The following is a 21342-nucleotide window of genomic DNA, read 5'->3' on the forward strand; positions in this document are numbered from 1 at the left end:
TAAGAGACAGCTCCCGCCCCAGCCCCGACTGCTTGACGCCGCCGAAGGGGGCGACCTCGTTGGAGATCAGGCCGGTGTTGATGCCCACGATCCCCGCTTCCAGGGCGGCCGAGACGCGCCAGGTCCGCTCGGCGTCGCGGGTGAAGAGGTAGGCGGCCAGACCGTAGTCGGTGTCGTTGGCCATGCGGACGGCCTCGGCCTCGTCGGTGAAGCGGATGAGCGGGGTGAGCGGGCCGAAGGTCTCCTCGCGGGTGACGAGCATGCCCGGGGCCACGTCCGCCAGCACGGTGGGCTGGAAGAAGAGCCCTCCACGCCGGTGCCGCGAACCGCCGCACAGGATCCTGGCACCCCGGTTCGTGGCGTCGGCGAGATGTTCCTCGACCTTCGCCACCGCTGCCTCGTCGATGAGTGGTCCCTGCTGCACGCCGTCGTCGAAGCCGTCTCCGACGACAAGGTCCTCGACCCTGCGGGTCAACGCCTCTGCGAACCGGTCGTGGACTCCCGCCTGCACGTAGACACGGTTGGCGCTGATGCAGGCCTGGCCGGTGTTGCGGTACTTGGTGGCGACGACACCGGCGACGGCGGTCTCGACGTCGGCGTCGTCGAAGACGAGCACCGGCGCGTTGCCGCCCAGTTCCATCGAGGTCTTCTTCACCGTCTGGGCGGACTGGGCCAGGAGCAGCCTGCCGACCTTGGTGGACCCGGTGAAGCTGACCTTGCGGACCAGCGGATTGCCGGTCAGCTCGGGCCCGATCTCGCGCGGGTCGCCGATCACCACGTTGAGGACCCCGGCCGGTACACCGGCCCGCTCGGCAAGCTCGGCGAGGGCCAGTGCCGTCAAGGGGGTCTGCTCGGCGGGCTTGACGACCATCGTGCAGCCCGCGGCCAGTGCCGGAGCGGCCTTACGGGTGATCATCGCGGCGGGGAAGTTCCACGGGGTGATGGCCACGCACACCCCGACCGGCTCCTTGAGCACCAGCACCCTGCGCGATGCCTCCGGTGCCGCGAACACGTCGCCGCGGATCCGTTTGGCCTCCTCGGCGAACCACTCGATGAAGGAGGCGGCATAAGCGACTTCCCCGCGGGCCTCAGCGAGTGGCTTGCCCTCCTCCAGGACGATCAGCCGAGCCAGGTCCTCCGTATGCTCGGTGACAAGGTCGAACCAGCGCCGCAGCACCTGTGCGCGCTGTTTGCCCGACCGCGCCCGCCACTCGGGCAGAGCACGATGAGCGGCGTCGACGGCCTCGGCGGTCTGCGCTCTGCCGAGTGCCGGAAGCTCCGCAATGAGGTCACCGGTAGACGGGTTGCGGACGGTGAGCCGACCGCCGTCGCCGGCTTCCAGCCACTTGCCCTCGACGTAGGCGGCCGTGCGCAGCAGCGTGGGGTCGGACAGACCGAGTGGAACGGTCGTCTCCATGGTCATGGCGGCTCTCTCACTTCTGCACGGGATGAATGGTGGCCGGCATCCGGGTTCCGAGTCCCAGCCGCTCGGCGTTGCGCGCGCACATGCCGGCGACCGCCAGGTCCTGGGCCGCTGAGCCGACCGACTTGTACAGCGCGATCTGGTTGACGTGGGTGCGCCCGGGGACGCGCTCGCCGACGAGGTCGGCCAGCGAGCAGATCTCGCCCGCCACGTCGAGACCGGCGGCTCGCGCGGCGATCAGGTCCCCGGTGTCGTCGAGCACCTCCTCGACCATGTCCGCCACGATGACGTCGGCACGGGCAATGACCTCCGGGTCCACCTCACGCTGCTCGGGCAGGGTGGATCCGATGGACACCACGGTCATGCCTGGTCGGAGCCACTTGCCGAGCAGGGTGGGGGTCTCGTCGCGGGACCGGGCGGCGCAGACGACCAGCGTGGCGCCTGCGACGGCCTCCTCGGCGCCGGCCGCCTGCGTGATCGGCAGATCGGACAGTTCGGCGACGAATCGGGCTCGGCTCTCCGGTCGTGGGCTGTACACCCGTACGGCCTTGAGGTCTCGTACGACGGCGAGGGCGCGCACATGGTTCTGCGCTTCGAAACCGGAGCCGATCACGGCGACGGTCAGGGCGCCGGGCGGCGACAGCAGGTCCGCCGCGACGGCCGAGGTGGCCGCCGTCCGGTAACCGGTGATGGAGTGGCCGTCGAGCAGGGCCACCAGCTCGGCCGTCCGCTGGTCGAACAGGGGGATGAGGTAGGAGGCGCGGCGCGTCGGCATCGCGGCCGCGATGATCTTCGCTCCCATCAGTTCGCGGCCGGCCGGTACGCCGGTGAGGGTGCGCAGCCAGCCGTGGTCTCCGCGGGCCATGCCGCGGGCCGGATAGCGTGCTCCGTCCACGCTCGTCGCGTATGCCTCGCGCACCGCCGAGGTAGCCAGCTCCCAGTCGAAGGCCGCCCGTACCGCTGCGTCATCAAGGAAAAGAGTCACTTCAGTGGCCTTTGCGAAGGAGGGGGAGGGATCAGATCGGCGAGGGGGTCCACAGACCGCCGTCCGTCTGCTTGAGCAGCACCGGCAGCATGGTCTCGGTCATCGACCCACCGGTCCCCCACTGGTCCTGCGACTGAGGAGAGGTGCTGTCGAAGACGCGGGGCTCCCACGCTTCCTCGTCCTCGATCGTCTCCAGCTCCGTCGTGTACTCGACGACGTTCTCGTTCGGGTCGAGGAAGTAGGTGAAGGTGTTGTCTCCCGGGCCGTGCCGGCCTGGCCCCCACAGCGGGCGGTGACCGGCGCGCATCAGACGCCCGGTCCCGCGCATGTACTCGTCGATGCCGCGCATCTCGAAGGAAATGTGATTCAGCGAGACGCTCGGTGCTCGGGAGATGGCGAGGATGTGATGCTGGGTCCCGCTGCGCATGAAGCACATCAGGTCGCCGAGCCAGTCCGAGAGGCGGAAGCCGAGGTACGTCTCGTAGAACGCCTTGGTCGCGGCCACATCGGTGGAGTTGATCACCACGTGGCTGAGCTTCTTCGGGACGGATTCGCGTTCCTCGAGCTCCCGGAAGGGCTTCTGCGCGACGCCGGCGGACACCTCGACGAGTCGGCCGTCGGGGTCGAAGAACCGGTCGCCGTATCCGCCGCCCGGGGTGTCCAGCTTGTCGGGCTCCCGGTCGAGAGTGATCCGCCGGCCGCCAGCCGCCGGGCCAGCTCGTCGACTTCTTCGGGAGAGTTCACACCGAAGGCGATGAGGTCCAGTCGCTTGTCCTGGTCCTGCCGGACGCGAAGGACGTACTGCTCCGGGTCCGCGGGAGTGGCGAAGAAGGTCACACCGCTGTCGTCGGCCACCGGCTGCAGTCCCCAGATGTTCTTGTAGAACTCCAGAGCCTTGCCGTAGTCGGGCACACCGATACCCACATGTCTGAGATGGGTGATCGGACGGAAGGCCGCGGTCATCGTCGACTCCTGCTCTCCAGTGACGCTGAACAGGACGTTCGCGCCGCTTTTCCCGTTGCAAGACGCTAGACAGACGCACTCCTCGATACAAACAATCGATAGTGATGCGTTCGGATTGATGACATCAATCCGTGGTCGAAGTCGACCGTCGAGCCGCGGCAGCCGACTTCTTCCGGCATGCCTTCAGCACAGACAGGAATTCCGGTCGATGCCCACCACCAATGCGCCCCTGGATCTCAACCGGGTGGATCTGAACCTGCTCGTCGCCTTCGACGCCCTGATGGCGGAACGGAGCGTGACCGCGGCCGCGGCGCGTCTGTCCGTCGGACAGCCGGCCATGAGTTCCACGCTGGCTCGGCTCCGCAAGCTCCTGAACGACCCGATCCTCGTCAGGCAGGGGCGGACCATGGTCGCCACACCGGTTGCCGAGTCGTTGGTGCAGCCGGTGCATAAGACGCTGACCGACATCAAGTCGCTGCTGTCACAGCGCGACAGCTTCGATCCCGGGACCAACCACAGGACGTACTCGGTGATGGCGACCAGCTACTCGGCCGTCGCTGTACTGCATCCGCTGTTGGCGCAGCTGCCTACCGAGGCTCCGAACGTGCGGTTGCGCATCCAGCCCTTCGCGGAGGAGTACGCGGAACAGCTGGCCCGCGACCAGATCGACCTCGTCATCGTTCCGCGCGAGATGGTGCCCAGCGGACTGGACGTGTGCAGTGAGGCCGCGTACACCGACTGCTACATGCTGGCGGTCGATCAGGAGCACCCCGATGTGGGCGAGAGCATCTCGGTCGAGGAGTTCAGCGAGCTGCCGTACCTCGCGATCAGCCCCGACCGACGACCCGCCCTGGCCGAACTGCAACTCGACATGCTCGGCATCCCGCGCCGCGTCGAGGTCACCACGAGTTTCGAAATCGCCCCGTTCCTGATCCGCGGTACCCGGCTCATCACCTTGATCCCCAGAACGTTCGGGCGCCGCATCGCCCCGGCGACAGGCCTGCGGCTGCTCGAACCTCCCATGGAGCTGCCGTGGGCCACCGAAATGATGGTCTGGACGAAACGCATGGACGACGATCCGGGCCACGCCTGGCTGCGGCAGCGCATGCACCATTTCGCAGATGCCTACGTCCAGGGCACACCGCCCGCCCCGGCAGCCGGCTGAGACAGGACCGGTCAGGAGGAGCCTGACCGCGTTCCATCGATTGGATCAATGCCGACGCATCGACAGGAGTTGTTTTTCACCATGTGATGACAGTCCTAACCTGACGTCTCGAGCCGCAGGCAGGGCCACGGAATTCCGCTGATCGTCCCTGCCAAGCACGACTGAGGCAAGGGAGCCCCATGACTGCCATCTCTCCAGAAACGGCTGATGCCGCTGCCATCCTGGACCGCGTCGAGGCCTCGCTGAAGAACGATCTCGTCCCGGTGGAAATCTTCAACGACGAGGCGGTGTTCCGCGCCGAGATCGAGCAGATTTTCACCAAGTGCTGGGTGTTCGTGGCGCACGAGAGCGAGATCCCCAAGGCGGGTGACTTCGTGCAGCGCAGAATCGGCCTCGATCCGGTGATCGTCACGCGCGACGGCAAGGGCGGCATCAACGTGCTGTCGAGCTACTGCCGTCACAGGGGCACTCAGGTGTGCCAGACCGATGCCGGCAACTCCCGGTTCTTCAAGTGTCCTTACCACGGGTGGACCTACAGCAACAACGGCGACCTGGTCGGCACCCCGCACATGCACGACGCCTACGGCGAGCGTCTCGACCCCAAGGCGTGGGGCCTGATACGTGCGCCCCGGGTGGCCACCCGGCAGGGCTTCGTCTTCGCCTCGCTGGACCCGGACGGACCGTCGCTGGACGAGTACCTGGGCGGGGCCGGGTGGATGCTCGACCTGATCGTCGGGCTGGCACCCGGCGGCATGCGGGTCGCCGGGCCTCCGGAGCGCTACCGGCTGCACGCCGACTGGAAGACGGCCGCCGAGAACTTCGCGGGCGACGGTTACCACGTCGACACGCTGCACTGGAGCACGGAAGAGGTCGCGGTCGCCCAGGGGCTGCAGATGACGTGCGAGATCGCGCGCATCTACGAATTCGAGAACGGCCACGCCTTCGCCGGCCACGCCTGGACCAAGGCAGTCCATCCCGGCTACGTGCTCTGGGGCTACGCGCCGGAAATCACCCAGCACTTCGACCTGTCGGGCCTGGACGAGGCACAGCTCCACGTAGTCAACCACGAGCCGCCGACGGTCGGAACGATCTTCCCAAACCTCAGCTTCATCCGGGTGAACACCCCGTCTGTGTCGGGCGGTCCTCTGTCGGTGATCACCAGCTTCCGGCAGTGGCAGCCGATCGGCCCCGGCGAGATCGAACTGTGGAACTGGCAGTTCGTCTGGGACTTCATGTCGGAGGACGAGGCCCGCGACTCCTACGTCAACGGCCAGTTCACCTTCGGCTCGGCAGGCATCTTCGAGCAGGACGACACCGTCGCCTGGGAAGGCGCACCGCGCGCCGCCCACAGTCCGTGGATGCGCAAGGTCGGCATGGAGTTCCACTTCCAGCAGGGCAACAACAGTCAGGTCGACCAGTCGCACGACCCCTCGTGGACCGGCCCGGGCCGCAAGCGCAACACCGGCTACGGCGAGCACGCGCAGCTCCACTTCTACCGGCACTGGCTGAGCGTGATGCGCGGGAACACCGGCGCCGGCACCGAGGGAGCTGAGTCAGCATGACCACGACCGACACACCCCGCATCGTCCCGCCCGTGAGCGCCAACCCCGAACTTCAGGCCTTGGCCACCCAGTTCCTGGCACTGGAGGCCCGGCTGCTCGACGAGGGCCGCGAGGAGGAGTGGTACGGACTCCTTGACGACGAACTTCTCTACACCGTGCCGATCCGACAGGCAGCGGAACCGCGTTCCAAGGAGATCGACCGCAACGCCTTCCGGGTCCGGGACACCAAGGCCCACGTACGCACGCGCCTGGACCGGCTCAACACCGACCACGCGTACTCGGAAATACCTCCGTCCCGCACCTTGCGCATCGTGGGCAGCGTCGAGGTCGAGGAGATCGACCGCCCCGACGTCATCAAGGTGTCGAGCGCCCTGCTGGTCTACCGCCAGCGCGGCATCGACCCGCACTTCGATCTCATCCCGTGCAGGCGCTACGACCAGCTCCGCCTAACACCGTCGGGCCCACGCCTGCTGTCCCGCGAAATCGTGCTGACCGAAACGGCGCTGGCCACTCCGAACCTTGGAGTCTTCCTGTGAGCGCCAACCTCTCCGTCTCCCTCGACGGCACCCGCTGCAAGTCCTACGGCATCTGCGTCAGCGTCATGCCCGACGTCTTCGACACCCCGCCCGGCAGCCCGACGGCTGTTCTCCTGCGCGACACCGTCGACGCCGACGAGCGGGAGGACCTCGAAGAGGCCGCCCGCGGCTGCCCTGCACAGGCCATCGCGCTCAACTCGGGCCCCAAGCCGTGACCGGCGGCTCCGAGCGGGTCGTCGTGGTGGGAGCCTCCGCCGCCGGCCTCAGCGCCGCCGACGGCCTCCGGGAGGCCGGATTCACCGGCTCCATCACCGTCCTCGGCGCCGAGCTGCACCAGCCGTACGACCGGCCCACGATGTCGAAGGCCCTGCTTGTCGCCGAGGAGGACCCGCAACTCCTCGAACTCCGCTCTCCCGAACGCATCGAGGCGAACCGCCTCGACCTGTGTCTCGGCCACGCCGCGGCGGGGCTCGACGTCGACCGCCGCTATGTGGTGACCACCTACGGCGAGGCTCTTCCCTGGGACGCTGTGGTCATCGCCTGCGGCAGCCGCCCCCGCGAGATGAGGAGCCTCGCGGGTGAGGTACTGCCGGCCCTGCGCACCCCCGAGGACCTGCGGGTGCTGCGCGAGGCCGCGGCGCGATACGGCGAGATGACCCTGATCGGCTCCGGCTTCATCGGACTGGAGGTCGCGGCCGCCCTCGTCGCGCGGGGCGTGGCGGTCACGGTCCTCGACGCGCTCCCGCTGCCGCTGGAGCCCGTACTGGGGACCGAGCTGGCCACCCATCTCCGCGACCTGCACACCGCACGCGGGGTCCGCTTCCGCAGTGCCGTCGCGGTGGCGTCGGTCACGGGACAACCAGGGGCGTACGAGGTCCGGCTCACGGACGGAAGTGTGCACCGGACCCCGTTCGTGCTGACGGGTATCGGCGCCGAACCCGCCGTCGACTGGCTGGCGGGCTCCGGGATCGAGGTGACCGGCGGGATCGTCACCGACGCCGCCGGCCGGACCAACGTACCCGGCGTGTGGGCCGCCGGTGACGTGGCCGCGTTCCACCACCCGCTGCTGGGACAGCGCGTACGCGTGGAGCACTGGACCCATGCGGTCGAGCAGGGCCGGCACATCGGCTTGAACATCGCCCGCGGCGAGACCACGCCCTACCAGGGAGTGCCGTACTTCTGGACCGACCAGTACGGCATGCGGTTCCAGTGCTACGGCCGCCGCCGTGCGGGCGACCGCAGCCTCGTCGTCGAGGGTTCACTCGACGCGGGCGAGTTTCTCGTCCTGTTCGGCCACGCCGGCGAGTTCCACGCCGCGTTCGCCTGCGGGCGTGTCCGTTCGCTGCGCGACTACCGCAAGCTGCTCGCACGCGGCGGCACCTGGGACGAGGCACTCGCGCTCGCCCGCACGAACAATCCCGCGCTCGACACCACCGTGTCGTGCGTCAACCGGAAGGAATGCACCACCCATGAAGCTGCTTGACGACCACGTCGTACTCATCACCGGCGGCGGCTCGGGCCTCGGTCTCGGCGTCGCCCGCCACTGTCTCGAAGAGGGCGCGCAGCTCGCGATCCTCGAGTACGACGAGGCCAAGGTACTCGGGCTGAAGAAGGAGTTCGGCGACGATATCCTCGTCGTGCACGGCGACGTACGCAACATCGACGATCTTCGTGCCTGCCGATCTCAGATCGAGGACCGCTACGGCCGGCTCACCTCCCTCATCGGCGCGCAGGGCATCTTCGACGGTAACGTCCGGCTGGCCGACATCCCCGTCGAGCGTGTCGGCGAACTGTTCGACGAGGTCTTCTCGATCAACGTCAAGGGCTATGCGCTGACCGCGCGGATCATGCACGACCTGCTGCAGGCCGAGGAAGGGGCGATCGTGCTCACCGCGTCCCAGGCGGCGTTCGCAGCCGACGGCGGCGGTGCGGCCTACACGTCCAGCAAGGGGGCGGTGGTCAGCCTGGTGAACCAGCTGTCGTTCGAGTTCGCCCCGCGGGTACGGGTCAACGCCGTCGCCCCTACGGGCATCGCGGGCAGTCAGCTCCGCGGGCCCGGTGCTCTCGACCTGCACGAGTCCAAGCAGTCGGACATTCCTGCGGACGCCTTCCGCGCGGAGTTCGAATGGGGCACGCCCCTTCAGCACCTGCCCACCCCGGAGGAGTACGGGCCCTTCTACGCACTCCTCGCATCCCGGCACAACAAGGTGATGACAGGCCAGACCGTGATCGCCGACTCGGGCACCCTGAACCGGGCCCTCATGAGCCTGGGCCAGCGCATCAGCAGCTACCCGTCGGCCTGAGTGCCGCGCCTCTGCGCACCACACCGGGTCGCAGAGGCGCGCATGCCGTCTTCCTGCTGGACGTGCGTCAACCGTACGACCATTGACGTGCGTGCTGTTGCCGCTTGGCCAGCTATCCCGAACTCCACCTTAAACCGCATCCGGACACTCTGGACGTCATCAGAAACCGGCACACCAAACGCGGACAGCTCAACCATGCCGTCCCCGAAATCCTCCAGCTCCAGCGCCGAATCCGCCGCTGCAACGCCGACACTGGCGTACCGCACGGAGACATCGTCGCTCTCGCCCTCGACATCTGGCTCCGCGCAAAGGGCTACCCGCCCGAGCTCAAGCCGCGGGAGACAGAAACCTTCTGAGCAGCCCTCTCGGGCGACGTTCCTGCGACCTGGTCGACGTAGTCTCGCAGCATGTCTCTTGCACACAGAGGCCACGGTCACGATGCCGACTGGACGACGAGCGCCTAGGAGCGTGTCCCAGTAACCGGCTACTGTCCGGGCAGTCGTGATCGGCGAGAGCCGGACGTGATCGCCCGGCTCTCGCCTCGTGCTCGGAAGCGTCGCGTCTCGTTGGTTCGTGGCTCGGTGGGGGCGTGGTGGCTGGTGCGCCGGGCTGTTCAGCCGGTCATGGCAGCGATTCCTGCTGTTCCGGCGTGTCGGAAGATCTTGAGGAGGTTGTGGCAGGCGGCCAGCAGCCGCCATTCGCCGCGGGCGCCGTCCTGGCCCCGCAGCAGGAGCTGGCGGCCGTTCTGGCAGGTCACGATCTGTCCGAAGACGGGTTCGACGATGGCTTTTCGACGGGCGTAGGCGGCTTTACCGGGCTTGGTCCGCAGCTTTCGGGCCATGCGTTCCTTCAGCGTGGCGTCCTTGGGGATGCGTCCGCGGGGTGCGGGCGGGACCTGTTCGTCGTGGCCGAGGCGGCCGGTGGCCGCAGGCCAGTTGGCGTTCCTTCGCCGCCTCAAGGTTGGTCTCGGAGCAGTACCCGGCGTCGACGAGCGCCTGCTTGGGGTGGCAGCCGGTGTTCTGTGCGGACTGGTCGAGCATCTCGGTGTAGTTCAGCGCGTCCGAGGGGTTGCAGGTGATGTCGGCGGCAGTGATGACCTGGTGTTCTTCGTCCACGACGGCTTGGGCGTTGTATGCCTGGATGTAGGCGCCGTCGCTGTTCTTCATGATCCGCGAGTCGGGGTCGGTGAAGTTGGCCTGAGCCTTCGGCTTGGGCCGGGCCCTGACGGCAGCCTTCTGACCGGCGTCGGTGACAGCCTGCTCGTCGCTGGCGCCGGCACGTTCCTGGCGGCGGCGTTCTTTATCCTCCGCGTGGCGACGGGCCTTGTCGGCGGCCTCGGCCTCGATCTGCGCGCGGGCGGCCTGCAGCGCAGCGTGCCGCACGTCGGCACGCACGGTGGTACGCACGAGTGTCCTCCCCGAAACTCGTCCTGTGTTGCTGCTATTGCCGTCTCCCAGAACGCGACCGACCCTCTCTCTGGCGTGGGTGATCCAGGATGTTCCTGTCCCTGAGGTTCTGCCCGGCTGGTCCCTGGTCAAGGCAGCCAGCTGCCTCGCATCCTCGGCTGCGACGCCGTCGTTCATGACGAGCAGGGTCGCCGGTGATCGTGTACGCCGTCATCGCGTCACCAGAGCGCGGCAACGGCGACGAGACCCTGGACCCGCAGTGGGCCCTTCTGTCGAAGCGCCACGACGGCGCGTTCACCTGCGGTTGCGGACCAGCGCACAAGGTCACGGCCTCGCGGACACCACGTTCAGGTACTGGCACGTAGACGTTCGCCGCGGGAGGCCGTGGCCTGTTCGTCAGCCTGTCTCGCCGAGGATCCTTTCGCGAAAGCTGCGGGGATTGCGGTCGGCGACCCGATCTGTGTGCCGCACTGCGGAACGACGATTAGTTCGCTCGCCTGTGATGGTCGACAGTTGTCTCGCAGGTCCTAACGACAAAGGCACGGTAGTTCGTTGGGGCATGCCCCAGTTCACATTTACGCGAGGCGACGACTCGATGAGCCGCGGCCCCGGGCCAAGGATCGCGAGGTCGAACTGGCCACCACCGATCGAAAGCGATGGAGCTTTCTGACATGACCACTTTCAAGGACATCACCGTGCTGGGAACGGGAGTCCTCGGATCGCAGATCGCTTATCAGACGGCATTCCGCGGGTTCCAGGTGACGGTGTGGGACATCGACGGTCCCGCCCTCGAGCGGGCAAAGGAGCGGTTCGCTCAGCTGGCCAGCGTCTACGCCTCTGAGGTCGAGCTCCCGAGCCCGGATGCCCCGCAGGCCGCGCTCGAGCGGATCCGCGGGACGAGCGACTTCGCCGACGCCGTGAAGGACGCCGATCTCGTCATCGAGGCCGTGCCGGAGAACCTTGAGCTCAAGCGCGACGTCTGGGCGAAGGTCGGCGCGGCCGCGCCGGAGAAGACGATCTTCGCGACCAACACCTCGAGCCTTCTGCCCAGCTCGATGGCCCTCGCTACCGGTCGGCCGGACCGCTTCCTCGCGCTGCATTACGCGAACAACATCTGGCAGCGCAATATCGCCGAGGTCATGCGCACCGAGTACACCGACCCGGACGTCTTCCAGCAGGTCGTCACCTTCGCTGAGGAACAGGGCATGATTCCGATCCGGGTGCAGAAGGAGCAGCCGGGGTATGTGGCCAACACGATCCTGTTCGCGACCCTGCGCGCGGCCATCGAGCTCTACCTCAACGAGGTCGCGGACATGCCGACGATCGACGAGGCGTTCCGTGTCTCCATGGTCACGCCTCTTGGGCCGTTCCAACTCCTCGACATGGTCGGCATGACGACCGTCTACAACGTCTACTCGGTCGGCAACGAGGTCGAGCAGCGCTTCGCGAAGCTCGTCAAGACGGAGTACATCGACAACGGCAAGCTCGGCAGGAGCACCGGTGAGGGCTTCTACCGCTATGCCGACGAGAGGGTCGGCGGATCGACCGCCTCCCCGATCACCGGAATGATTCAGAGGAATCCCATGTACGAAGACGTCACCTTGTCGCTCCCGGACGTGCAGCTCCACGGCCGGATCTATCGACCGGACGGCGACGGCCCTCACCCGGTCGTCATCTTCCACTCGGGCCTCGGCAGCGTGGCGGAAGGGAACTACGGGTTCGCTGACCTGTTCACAAGCCTCGGATTGGCTGTCCTCTTCTACGACCACCGCGGGTTCGGGTACAGCGGTGGAGACCTGCGTCAGGAAGTCGACCCGCTCCTCTTCGCCCGCGATCTCCGGGACGTCATCACGCTGCTCGCGGATCGCGACGACGTCGATGAGCGACGGATTTCCCTTTCGGGGTTCAGCCTCGGCGGGATGATCGATCTGCTGGTCGCCGGCGTCGACCGTCGGGTTGCGGGTGTCGTCTCGGTCGTCGCCCCGATCAGCGGCTTGGCGGCGCGCGATTTGTTCCCGCCGGAGGCGCTGCCGACGGTCGACGCCGCGGTCGAGGCAGGTCGCCGTGAGCAGTTGCTCGGCGGCCAGTCCCCCGTCCTGCAGGCCACTGGCGAGCGTGTTCCCGGCGGACCGGAGGTCATGTTCGACGACCCCATCGGCGCGGAGTTCATCAAACAGTTCGACGGGCTGCCGAGCTACCGCAACGAGGTGACCCTGACGTCACTCGGTCGCCTCTTCGAGACTGAGCTGCTGCCGTTCGCTGCCAGGATCACCGCCCCGCTCCTGCTGATCGTCGGGAGCGAGGACACTATCTCCCGGGTTGAGGACGCCCGCGAGTTCTTCGAGCAGGTGCGCAGCCCGAAGCTCCTTGAGGAGCACCCCGGCCAGCACTACGCCGTCCTCATCGGAGATGGGTACAAGCAGCTCGTCGCGCGATCCGCGGAGTGGCTCGCCGAGAACGCGACCGTCCCGGTGTCCCGCTAGGTGTGCTGTTGACGGACCTCGGCCGGGTCTGTGAGGAACTTTGTTTTTCTGACAGGCCCACAACGCCGGCTGACGGCGAGTGAGATCGCCGAGATCGGAGCGGAGTACTCGGTGCCGGACGGGCTCAGCATGGACGAGGCCGCTTGCATGCCGGTCGCCTGGGGCACGGCGTATCGGATGCTCTTTACCCAAGCCGGGGTCCGCGCCGGCGATCAAGTCCTGGTCCAGGGCGCCGGAGGAGGCGTGTCCTCTGCTGCCATCGAGCTGGATCTCGCAGCAGGCGCAGTCGTGTACGCCACCTCCAGGTCGCCTGAGAAGGCACTACCTCCGCGTTCATAGAAGGAACGGCCGGCCAACCCGTAGTAACGGCCCAGCACGAGCATCGCCGTGGGATCTACGGAATATTGAGAAGGATGAAGATGGACGACCAGTTCGACGCCGATGTGGCGATCATCGGCTACGGACCGACCGGGGTCCTGGCGGCCCTGTCGCTGGCGCACGAGAGTGCCACGACGATCGTGTTCGAACGCGAGGAAGGGATCTACCAGCGAGCGCGGGCCATGACGGTCAACGACTGGACGGTGCGGATCTTTCAGTCCCTCGGGGTCGACGACCGGGTTGCACCTACGCTGGAACCGCAACGCGCGTCGCGCTGGTTGACCTACGACCACGCTGAGATCTACCGCGTCGAGCACCCCCCGTCGCTCCTCGGCAAGGAACCGCGTTTCTACAACATCTACCAGCCAGCCCTGGAAGCCGAGCTGCGCGCCTGCGCCGAGGAGCGTGCTGAGATCGACACCCGTTTTGGCTACAACGTCACGGACGTCAATCAAGACGCCAACGGAGTGACCGTCACCGCTACCGAAGTCGCCACCCGCCGATCGACATCCGTGCGAGCGCGCTATGCCATCGCAGCCGACGGCGGTTCCTCCAAGACGCGTTCGGCGATCGGTGCACGGTTGGTCGGCGAAACGCTGAATGTGACGTGGGTCGTCATCGACTGCCGGGTCAAGCGCTGGTGGCCCGACCGCGACATCCTGACCTTCTGGTCCGACAAGGATCGCCCCGCCGTGGACGTCGCCCTTTCGGCAGGCAATCACCGTTGGGAGATTCCGCTGCGGCCTGACGAGTCGCCGGCGGACTATCCGACCACCACGGAGGTTTGGAACCTGCTCCAGGCCCTCGGCGTCTCCGAGGATGACGTGGAGATTCTTCAGCACGCCTTCTACCAGCACCACACGCGGATGGCGGACACCTGGCGAGTTGGACGCGTCTTCCTGGCCGGCGACGCGGCCCACATGATGCCGCCATGGGCGGGCGCCGGGATGCAGTCCGGCATCCGTGATGCTCACGACCTGGGCTGGAAACTTGGTCGGGTGCTCAACGGGAGGCTGTCACCGCAGTGGCTCGACACCTACGAGGTAGAGCGGCGCCCGAACGTCGCCTACTACACCGATCTCGCCGTACAGCTCGGCCGCATCATCAAGCAGGAGCTCTCCCCGGAGGAGCAAGCTCGCCTCACCCCACGAACCGGTGCACAGGACTCGACTGTGGAGCGCTCCACTCCACGGCTAGCGGCCGGCTGGTTCCGAGGTCAGTTCTCGTCCGGCTCACTCGTAGGTCGGATGATCCCGCAGCCGCTGGTCACCACGACGCACGGCCGGCGAATGCTTCTCGACGACTTTCTCGGCGACGGCTTCGTGCTGCTTGGAGCTGGCGTTGATCCCGCCACCGTGCTAAGCCCTGCCGAGAAGGATGGGTGGGATGAGCTGGGCGCCCGCTACGTGACAGTCAGTCCTGCCAACGCGCACGCATCCGGACCCGATACGTGCGTCGACACCGCACGAACGCTGCTCCCGTGGTTGGAGGAGAGTGGCGTACGCGTCCTGGCAGTACGACCGGACCGCTTCATCGCCGCCACCGACGTCGACGGTCTGGCGGTCCCGGAGTTTCCCGCCGTCGCCCCTGCCAACTGATGGTCTCCCAGACCGCGTGGTGGACGCGGCCCGGGGAACCATCGAGCCCGCAGCGCTCAAGACAGCCGATCGCATCCGCAAGCGGCACAAGCCAGGTTCGCTTCGCGGGCGGAGCCGCGCTTGCCTGAGGATCAGCGCGTCCTCATGCCTTGTGCTCCCGCGCGGAAACCTCGGTAAGGGCGATGTCGTAGATCATGTCCTCATGACCACCGACGAGCCCGCGACGGCCGCACTCCATCAGCAGGTCCCGCACGTCAACCCCATAGCGCTCAGAGGCAACTTCCGCGTGCCTCAGGAATGACGAGTACACGCCGGCGTACCCCAGGGTCAGGGTCTCCCTGTCAACACGTACCGGACGGTCCTGCAACGGTCGCACCAGGTCGTCGGCGGCGTCCTGGAGTACGAAGAGGTCGCAGCCGTGCTTGAAGTCCATCAGGTCCGCAACCGCGATGAACGGCTCGATCGGGCAGTTTCCCGCGCCGGCGCTATGCCCGGCGAGCGATGCGTCAACACGATGGACGCCGTTCTGCACAGCCGTGACCGAGTTCGCGACCTCAGGAAACCCGAGACATCCATGCCGATCTCGCGAGCTGCAGCGATGTGCTGCGCGGAGATGTCGGCTTCAGTGCAGTGGGTGGCTATTCGCACCGAACGGACGCCCATCTGGTTAGCCTGCTTCAGCTCGTGGATCGTGCCGACTCCCGGGAGGAGAAGCGTGGTGAGACGCGCGCGCTCGAGAACGTCGGCGGCCGCCTCGATCCACTCCCAGTCAGTGTTCGAGCCGGGCCCGTAGTTCACCGATGAGCCGGCGAGTCCATCGCCATGAGCAACTTCGATGGCGTCGACACCCGCGTCGTCCAGGGACGCCACCCTCATCGAGACCGGCACCGAGTCCTATCGCTAGTGTCGATGTGTCGTGGGATCGGATCGATCCGCTGCTGCCGTGGAGGGACTGCACTCCCATTGCACCATCGGGCTGCCGCCTGACCAACCTCACGGCGGCCGAGCTGGGCACCGAGGTACTCCAGGTGGCTTGTGAAGCCCTGGCGGACGGCACCTCGCTGCCGAACGCCCAGCGATTGGTGCGGGAGGGGGCTGACCTGGGGCTTCGCAGGGAAATGTGCGTTGACCTGGGAAAACTTCTCTCCGTAGTCCCGCGGGTCAACGTCGTTTCCCAGGCTCATTGCCCTGGATGTGCCCTCGCAGCGTCTCACCAGAGGGCGCTTGCACTGCTGGCAGACAGGTAGTGGGCGGCGTCGCCGCCAGGCTCAATGAGCGGTGTGCATCGTGAAGTTGCAGGTCACGGGTCTGGTGTGAATGGCGAGTTGGGTACTCGTGCTGGTCGGCGGCCGATGACCATGGCGTAGATCATCGGGCAGGTCTGGCTCCGGCGGGATGCCGGGTTCGGCTGCGCCCACGACCGGCCCCCGGCCTACGATCCGTCAGCAGGTCGGCACGCCGTGAGACCGCGGGAGGGCGCCGGGGATCTTCGCTGCGCGAGGCCAGGAGTTCGCCGAGCCGGTCGTTCGTCGAGGCGTCCATCTTCTGACCCTTCGTCAGCGCGGCGCGGTGGTGCCGATGGGCACGTGGCGTTCGATGAACTCGATCTGGTCGGCGACCACCGTCTCGAACAAGTCACCGACGTAGATGTCGAAGTGGCTGGCGTCGTATCGCTTGATCTCGCCCCGCGGCGCGCGGTGAGCCAGTTCTTCGGTCGCCTTGGCAGGGGTCACCACGTCCCGTTCGCACAGCGAGATCAGCAGCGGCGACGTCACGTCGGTCGCGCGAAGACCGGGCCGGTAGCTTGGGACCTGGAACATGTACCGAGCTGGAATCTGGGGGATCTCGAAGGGCATCCCTGCGGCCGCGTAGATCGCACGGAACCCTGGGAGGGAATCCGGGGACGTCATCACCGCCACGTCACCTGGGGCTCCGACGACGGCCATGCGCACCGGTGGACGGCCGAGCATTGCAACCACCCGGTCCTTCAGTGCGGTCCGCATCAGGCGCAGGGCTGCCTTCTTAGGCATCGCGCTCACGGTGGCCTTTCCGTCCGAGAAGGGGCACTGCGCGATCACCGCGGCGACTCGGTGGTCGTCCGCTGCCGTGATCATCACGTGTCCACCGGCGAAGGAGGTGCCCCAGAGGATCACACGCTCGGGGTCGGCGCCGTCGATGGTCCGGGCGAACGCCACCGCGTTTCGCCAGTCCTCCAGCTGCAGCGGGATGTCGACGAACTCTCTTGGCTCGCCCGTGCTCGCACCGAAGTGGCGGTAGTCGAACGTCATCGCCAGGTAGCCGCGTTGCGCGAACCTCTCGGCATAGGTGTCGAGCCGGAGGCTCTTGACTCCTGACAGCCCGTGCGCGAGCACGACGATCGGCAGGAGCCCTCGATCGTCGGAAGCGGCGGGACGGAAGATCGAGGCTTCGCACTCGCCGTCCCCGGACCTGAATCGCGCTTCAGTCCGAGGCCCTGATACACCAGTCACCTGACTCTCCCATCGCCGTTCGTCTTTGTCCGATCGCGGGCCGGGCCGAGAGCATCGGTGCACTCATGGTCGATCAGTGACGGGCGCTACTCAATGTCGGGTTGCACATTCATGAGCGGGTGATCTGTGCTACTTGCACAGGTGGGTCTCGTATTGTTGCGTGTCGCGTCCTGGTTCGGAGGGAGCAAAATCGCGGGCCGTAGCGTTAAGCGAACTCTGCAGGCTCGTCAGAAGTGCAGCGAAAGAGCCGAGCCGTTCATGTCACTGCGAAGGCCATGTCCGGCAGGCCCTGGTCCGGGGTTCGCCTGTCGGGTCTTGCCGGGGTAGGGGAGATGGCACGTGATCAAGGTCTCGTCTGGAGGCAGGAGAGACCCGTCTGCGGCCGGGCAGGGAGGGGTTCGATTTCCTGGGCTGTCACCTGCATGCCTGCATGTTGGGTCGGCTGTGGGAACAGAAGCGGGTCGTCCGCTACTACCTGCACCGTTGGCCCTCGCAGCGGTCGATGAAACGGGCGCGGGTCAGGTTCAAGGACCTCACCGATCGTCGCCGGGTCGGGATGAAGTTGGAGGACGTCATCGACGCCCTGCACCTGTTCCTTCGGGGTGGGGCAACTACTTCCGCACTGGCAACGCAGCCGACAAGTTCATCGAGCTCGACCGGTACGTCGCGTGGCGGCTGAAACGGCTTCTGATCAAGAAGCAGGGGCCACAACCTACGCGCCGGACAGGCGGGGCGCTGGACCCGGACCTGGTTCCACGACCAGGGGCTTCACCAGCTCATGGGCACCATCCGCTACCCGAAGGCAGTGTAACCATGCATAGAAGACCGTCGGCACGCCGTATGCGGGAAAACCGCACGTACGGATTGAAAGGGGGATGGGGAACCCGGACCGCCAGGCGGCGGCACCGGCGCCCCTGACTACCAATGCCGAGCAGCAGTTTGCGGGGCGCTACGGATGAGTTGCTGCGCAACACGTCCAAGGTACTCCTGGCCGATCCGACCCTCTTGCGGCCTATCCAGGAAGCTGTCGCCAACGCCACCGACCGCCGCTTCGGATCGGACCCCTCCATTGCAGAGGCGATAGGTGAGGCCACCCGGGCCAACGCCCAGCATTGGGCACGCTCAATGTACGAAGACCCGCAGCGGGACGTCGAGCCCAATCTGACCAGCCAGATCGTCGGCATCGCTCGCGATGGATATCGCTGGGGTGAGGAGGACACCTTCCGCGCCTCGTACCACGCCGGCCAGCAGGTGATGTGGTCCATCTGGATGAAGATCGCCTTTTCGCTGTGCGACGAACCAGACGTCCTGCTGCCTGCTCTTGACCGGGCCTCCCGCTCACTGTCGCTCTGGATCGAGGGCACGGTCAGTGCCCTGATCGACATCCTCGAGCAGGAGCGCGCAGCTCTGTCGGGCGACCAGAACGTGAGACGCCTTGAGCTGATCAATCTCATCCTGGGCGGGGCACCGGTTCCCGCGACCGCTGTTGACCAGAGACTCGGATACCCGCTGCGGGCCAAACACCTGGGCGTGATCCTCTGGGCGCCAGCACAGGTCGCCGATCGCGAGACACTCGTGCAGGTCGCGAGCCGGCTCGGCCGGGTCGCGGAGTCCAGGAACCAACTGCTCGTCCAGGCCAGTGCTTCGTCGCTGTGGCTGTGGCTGACGCCCGGAATCCCGGTTTCGCCCGAGGCGCTCGAGGCAGCCGTAGCCCCTTACCGCGACGTCAGGCTTGCGATCGGCTCTCTGGACGAGGGGGTGGACGGCTTCCGACGCACCCACGACCGTGCGGTCGAGACCCAGCGGCTGGTGCAGACCCACAACGCCCACCGGGTCGCCTTCTATGACGAGGTCGCGGCCGTCCTCTTGCTGGCCCGAGACGACGCCCGGCTGCGCGAGTTCATTCACGCCATTCTCGGCCCGCTCGCCTCGGGTCCACAGGAACTACGTGACACACTGCGGATGTTCATCCACCAGCGGTACAACGCATCGCGGACAGCAGAGCTTCTGTTCGCCCACCGAAACACGGTCCTGCAACGCATTCGCCGCGCCCAGGACCGCCTTCCCGTCACCCTGGACCGGCACGGCACCAATGTCGGCATCGCCCTGGACGCGATGCACTGGCTGAACCTCCAGTACGAGTGAGCACGGTGCATCGTGAAAGCTGCACGTCAGAGCGCGGGGTCGGCGGTCTCAGCATGGTCTCCAACAACTGCGGGGCGATGGAGACCGGGCTGGCCGTGCTGCTCGCCGCCGAGCGGATTGCCCGGGTGACCGGCTCCTACATCGGGCGAACAGGAGTTCGCGCGGCAGGGAGCGGTCGTGTGGCTGCTTCCGTCGACGGGTTACGCCGCCTCGGTCGGGCTGGCCACCCACGGGTGCGGGCTGCGGCGGCGCTCGGGGTACCGCGGGGTCGGTAGACCGTTGGTGGCGGTGGGTTCGCTCCGGTCCGCGCGCTTCGGTCACCACGCGTCCGCTTGCTCAGATCGCCTCCCCGGGTCTACGCGACGGAATCTGGGGACGCGTCGCCCATTGCCGCTGTGACTCCCTTGGTGATGGTCGGGCCGAACTGTCGGACCTGGGGGATCGTGGTCACCATGTGGGCCGCGACCCGTTCACTGAGGCAGAGGAGCCGGTGCGGGACGTCGCCGGGGAAGCGGACGAAGTCGCCCGCGGCCAGGTCCACCGGTTCGTTGAGCGGTCCGGTGCGCAGCTTGCCGGTAATCACGTAGACATGGTGCAGGGTGCCCGAGGCGTGGGGCGGGACCACTTCCGGGGCTTTGCCGCTGCGCTCGAGGCGCAGAAGCAGAGTGCGGACATACCCGGAGCCGTAGGTCTCGTCCAAGAGGCGCTCCGTCCAGTTGACCCCGTCCGCCCACGCACCTTCGTCCTGGCGCTGTACGTAGACCGGTGTGCCCCATTCCGTGAGCAGTCGGCGCGCCGGGACGTCGAGTGCCGCACCGAGCAGGGACAGCGTCTCGACCGTGGGATTGCCCGAGCCCTGCTCGATCTTGGACAGCGTCTGTTTCGACAGGCCCGACCGGCGCGCGAGCTCGCCCAAAGACATCGCCCGCTCCAGCCGGAAGCGCCGTACATTGCGGGCCACGAGTTCGTTCTCACGCGGGGTGTCACTTTTAATGTGCATGGCGTCATTATTGACGGACGTAGGGTCTGGTTCGCATTCTTGTCACGTAAAGATTGCCGAGTGGTCAACTGAAAGTGACGCCGCTCACGGGAACCGAGGTGAATGACCATGATCGCGACCCTCGCCGACGCCGTACGTGACGACCGGGCTGCCATCGACAAGGCGGTGAGTCTTCTCGTGGCGCTGGGTGACCGGTCCGGCAGGGGAGCCGGCGTCAGCGAGCTCGCGCGCAGGGCCCAGTTGAGCAAGTCCACCGCCTACCGCGTGCTGGGGATGCTCGAGCGCAATGGCGTCGTGGAGCGTCACGGCACCGGGTACCGACTCGGCGAGCGCCTGCACCGCCTGGGACAAGCGGTGCACGGCCCGGAAGCCGAGCACGTGCGCGACGTCCTGCTGCCCTTCCTGACCGACCTGTACGAACTGACCCGGGAGACGGTGCACCTGGCGGTGCTCCACGACACCCACGCCGCCTACCTCGCCAAGCTGTACGGTCACCGCTCGACGGCCGTGCCCTCACGCATCGGCGGCCGCCTCCCGGCCCACGCGACGGCGGTGGGCAAGGCACTGCTGGCCTTCGACGTCGACGCGGCCGAAGAGGCGGTGCGACGGCCGCTGCCGCGTTTCACCCACCGCACCATCACCGAACCCGAGGCGCTCTCCGCTGAGTTGGAACGCATCCGCCGCACCGGGGTGGCCCTCGACGACGAGGAGTACCAGCCGGGTCTGGCCTGCGTGGCCGTACCGGTTCTCAGCCGCAGCGGACGGGCGGTGGCGGCGCTGTCGGTCGCCGGTCGGCGCGGGCACATCGACACACGACAGGTGAGCGGCCAGGTCCGCCGCATCGCCGCCGCCGCGTCGCAGGCGTGGGCCCGGCGGATGTGACGGCGGGTCGGGAATGCCTTGAGC

At 67.1% G+C, this 21342-nt stretch carries 16 protein-coding genes and 5 pseudogenes; 14 read left to right on the plus strand and 7 right to left on the minus strand.

Going from position 1 to position 21342, the window contains the following annotated elements; genetic code table 11:
- From G5C60_RS32970 to G5C60_RS54280, 3 genes and pseudogenes are all read right to left on the minus strand, one after another.
- Positions 1 to 1423 (minus strand): NAD-dependent succinate-semialdehyde dehydrogenase (locus G5C60_RS32970; protein ID WP_277611405.1); only part of this gene is annotated, 1423 nt, incomplete at its 3' end.
- A 10-nt stretch (positions 1424 to 1433) separates the two neighbouring features.
- A complete protein-coding gene (locus tag G5C60_RS32975; RefSeq protein ID WP_165264692.1) occupies positions 1434 to 2408 on the minus strand; it encodes an ornithine cyclodeaminase family protein in 975 nt (324 codons plus the stop codon).
- Positions 2409 to 2439: 31 nt separating this feature from the next.
- Positions 2440 to 3371: pseudogene (locus tag G5C60_RS54280) on the minus strand (VOC family protein).
- 208 nt (positions 3372 to 3579) lie between these two features.
- Here G5C60_RS54280 and G5C60_RS32985 point away from each other — a divergent pair.
- From G5C60_RS32985 to G5C60_RS33015, 7 genes are all read left to right on the plus strand, one after another.
- Positions 3580 to 4536 (plus strand): LysR family transcriptional regulator, encoded by a 957-nt coding sequence (locus G5C60_RS32985; protein WP_165264693.1) that lies wholly within the window; start codon positions 3580 to 3582, stop codon positions 4534 to 4536.
- Positions 4537 to 4715: 179 nt separating this feature from the next.
- Positions 4716 to 6098, plus strand: coding sequence for an aromatic ring-hydroxylating oxygenase subunit alpha (locus G5C60_RS32990; protein ID WP_165264694.1), 1383 nt, complete (start codon positions 4716 to 4718; stop codon positions 6096 to 6098).
- The gene (locus G5C60_RS32995) at positions 6095 to 6634 is read left to right on the plus strand and encodes an aromatic-ring-hydroxylating dioxygenase subunit beta (RefSeq protein ID WP_165264695.1); all 540 of its coding nucleotides are present in this window, start codon (positions 6095 to 6097) and stop codon (positions 6632 to 6634) included. The genes G5C60_RS32990 and G5C60_RS32995 overlap by 4 nt, the downstream gene beginning before the upstream one ends.
- Positions 6631 to 6849, plus strand: coding sequence for a ferredoxin (locus G5C60_RS33000; RefSeq protein WP_165264696.1), 219 nt, complete (start codon positions 6631 to 6633; stop codon positions 6847 to 6849). Before G5C60_RS32995 ends, G5C60_RS33000 begins: the two co-directional genes overlap by 4 nt.
- On the plus strand, positions 6846 to 8117 hold the full coding sequence (locus G5C60_RS33005; RefSeq protein ID WP_165264697.1) for an FAD-dependent oxidoreductase: 1272 nt from the start codon (positions 6846 to 6848) through the stop codon (positions 8115 to 8117). The genes G5C60_RS33000 and G5C60_RS33005 overlap by 4 nt, the downstream gene beginning before the upstream one ends.
- The gene (locus G5C60_RS33010; RefSeq protein WP_206440291.1) at positions 8104 to 8937 is read left to right on the plus strand and encodes an SDR family oxidoreductase; all 834 of its coding nucleotides are present in this window, start codon (positions 8104 to 8106) and stop codon (positions 8935 to 8937) included. The genes G5C60_RS33005 and G5C60_RS33010 overlap by 14 nt, the downstream gene beginning before the upstream one ends.
- Positions 8938 to 9041: 104 nt before the next feature.
- On the plus strand, positions 9042 to 9293 hold the full coding sequence (locus G5C60_RS33015) for a hypothetical protein (protein ID WP_241267258.1): 252 nt from the start codon (positions 9042 to 9044) through the stop codon (positions 9291 to 9293).
- A gap of 257 nt (positions 9294 to 9550) precedes the next feature.
- On the opposite strand, the pseudogene G5C60_RS33020 reads toward G5C60_RS33015, so the two are convergent.
- Positions 9551 to 10316 (minus strand): annotated as a pseudogene (locus G5C60_RS33020) (transposase); the annotation flags it as partial.
- A gap of 698 nt (positions 10317 to 11014) precedes the next feature.
- Between G5C60_RS33020 and G5C60_RS33025 the strand changes: the two are divergent.
- From G5C60_RS33025 to G5C60_RS33035, 3 genes and pseudogenes are all read left to right on the plus strand, one after another.
- Positions 11015 to 12826, plus strand: coding sequence for a 3-hydroxyacyl-CoA dehydrogenase (locus tag G5C60_RS33025; protein ID WP_165264698.1), 1812 nt, complete (start codon positions 11015 to 11017; stop codon positions 12824 to 12826).
- A 114-nt stretch (positions 12827 to 12940) separates the two neighbouring features.
- Positions 12941 to 13144 (plus strand): annotated as a pseudogene (locus G5C60_RS52480) (Zn-dependent oxidoreductase); the annotation flags it as partial.
- 95 nt (positions 13145 to 13239) lie between these two features.
- Positions 13240 to 14802 (plus strand): bifunctional 3-(3-hydroxy-phenyl)propionate/3-hydroxycinnamic acid hydroxylase, encoded by a 1563-nt coding sequence (locus G5C60_RS33035; protein ID WP_241267259.1) that lies wholly within the window; start codon positions 13240 to 13242, stop codon positions 14800 to 14802.
- Between the two features lie 142 nt (positions 14803 to 14944).
- Here the strand turns inward: G5C60_RS33035 and G5C60_RS33040 are convergent.
- Positions 14945 to 15672, minus strand: a pseudogene (locus G5C60_RS33040) (4-hydroxy-2-oxovalerate aldolase); the annotation flags it as partial.
- Between the two features lie 686 nt (positions 15673 to 16358).
- On the minus strand, positions 16359 to 17291 hold the full coding sequence (locus G5C60_RS33045; RefSeq protein ID WP_338146004.1) for an alpha/beta hydrolase: 933 nt from the start codon (positions 17289 to 17291) through the stop codon (positions 16359 to 16361).
- 444 nt (positions 17292 to 17735) lie between these two features.
- On the opposite strand from G5C60_RS33045, the gene G5C60_RS54285 reads away from it, so the two are divergent.
- The 3 genes and pseudogenes from G5C60_RS54285 to G5C60_RS33060 form a co-directional block, all read left to right on the plus strand.
- Complete coding sequence (locus G5C60_RS54285) at positions 17736 to 18209, plus strand: group II intron maturase-specific domain-containing protein (RefSeq protein ID WP_420907431.1); 474 nt, start codon at positions 17736 to 17738, stop codon at positions 18207 to 18209.
- A 207-nt stretch (positions 18210 to 18416) separates the two neighbouring features.
- Entirely contained in the window at positions 18417 to 19436 is a 1020-nt protein-coding gene (locus G5C60_RS33055; RefSeq protein ID WP_165264700.1) for a PucR family transcriptional regulator, read from the plus strand.
- A gap of 29 nt (positions 19437 to 19465) precedes the next feature.
- Positions 19466 to 19604 (plus strand): annotated as a pseudogene (locus tag G5C60_RS33060) (succinyl-CoA--3-ketoacid-CoA transferase); the annotation flags it as partial.
- A 187-nt stretch (positions 19605 to 19791) separates the two neighbouring features.
- Here G5C60_RS33060 and G5C60_RS33065 read toward each other — a convergent pair.
- Positions 19792 to 20436, minus strand: a complete 645-nt coding sequence (locus G5C60_RS33065) for a helix-turn-helix domain-containing protein (protein ID WP_165264701.1) — start codon at positions 20434 to 20436, stop codon at positions 19792 to 19794.
- Between the two features lie 108 nt (positions 20437 to 20544).
- Here G5C60_RS33065 and G5C60_RS33070 point away from each other — a divergent pair, with 108 nt between their 5' ends.
- On the plus strand, positions 20545 to 21318 hold the full coding sequence (locus G5C60_RS33070) for an IclR family transcriptional regulator (RefSeq protein WP_206440293.1): 774 nt from the start codon (positions 20545 to 20547) through the stop codon (positions 21316 to 21318).
- Positions 21319 to 21342 lie beyond the last annotated feature (24 nt).

This window comes from Streptomyces scabichelini (assembly GCF_011045015.1).
Taxonomy (GTDB): Bacteria; Actinomycetota; Actinomycetes; order Streptomycetales; family Streptomycetaceae; genus Streptomyces; species Streptomyces scabichelini.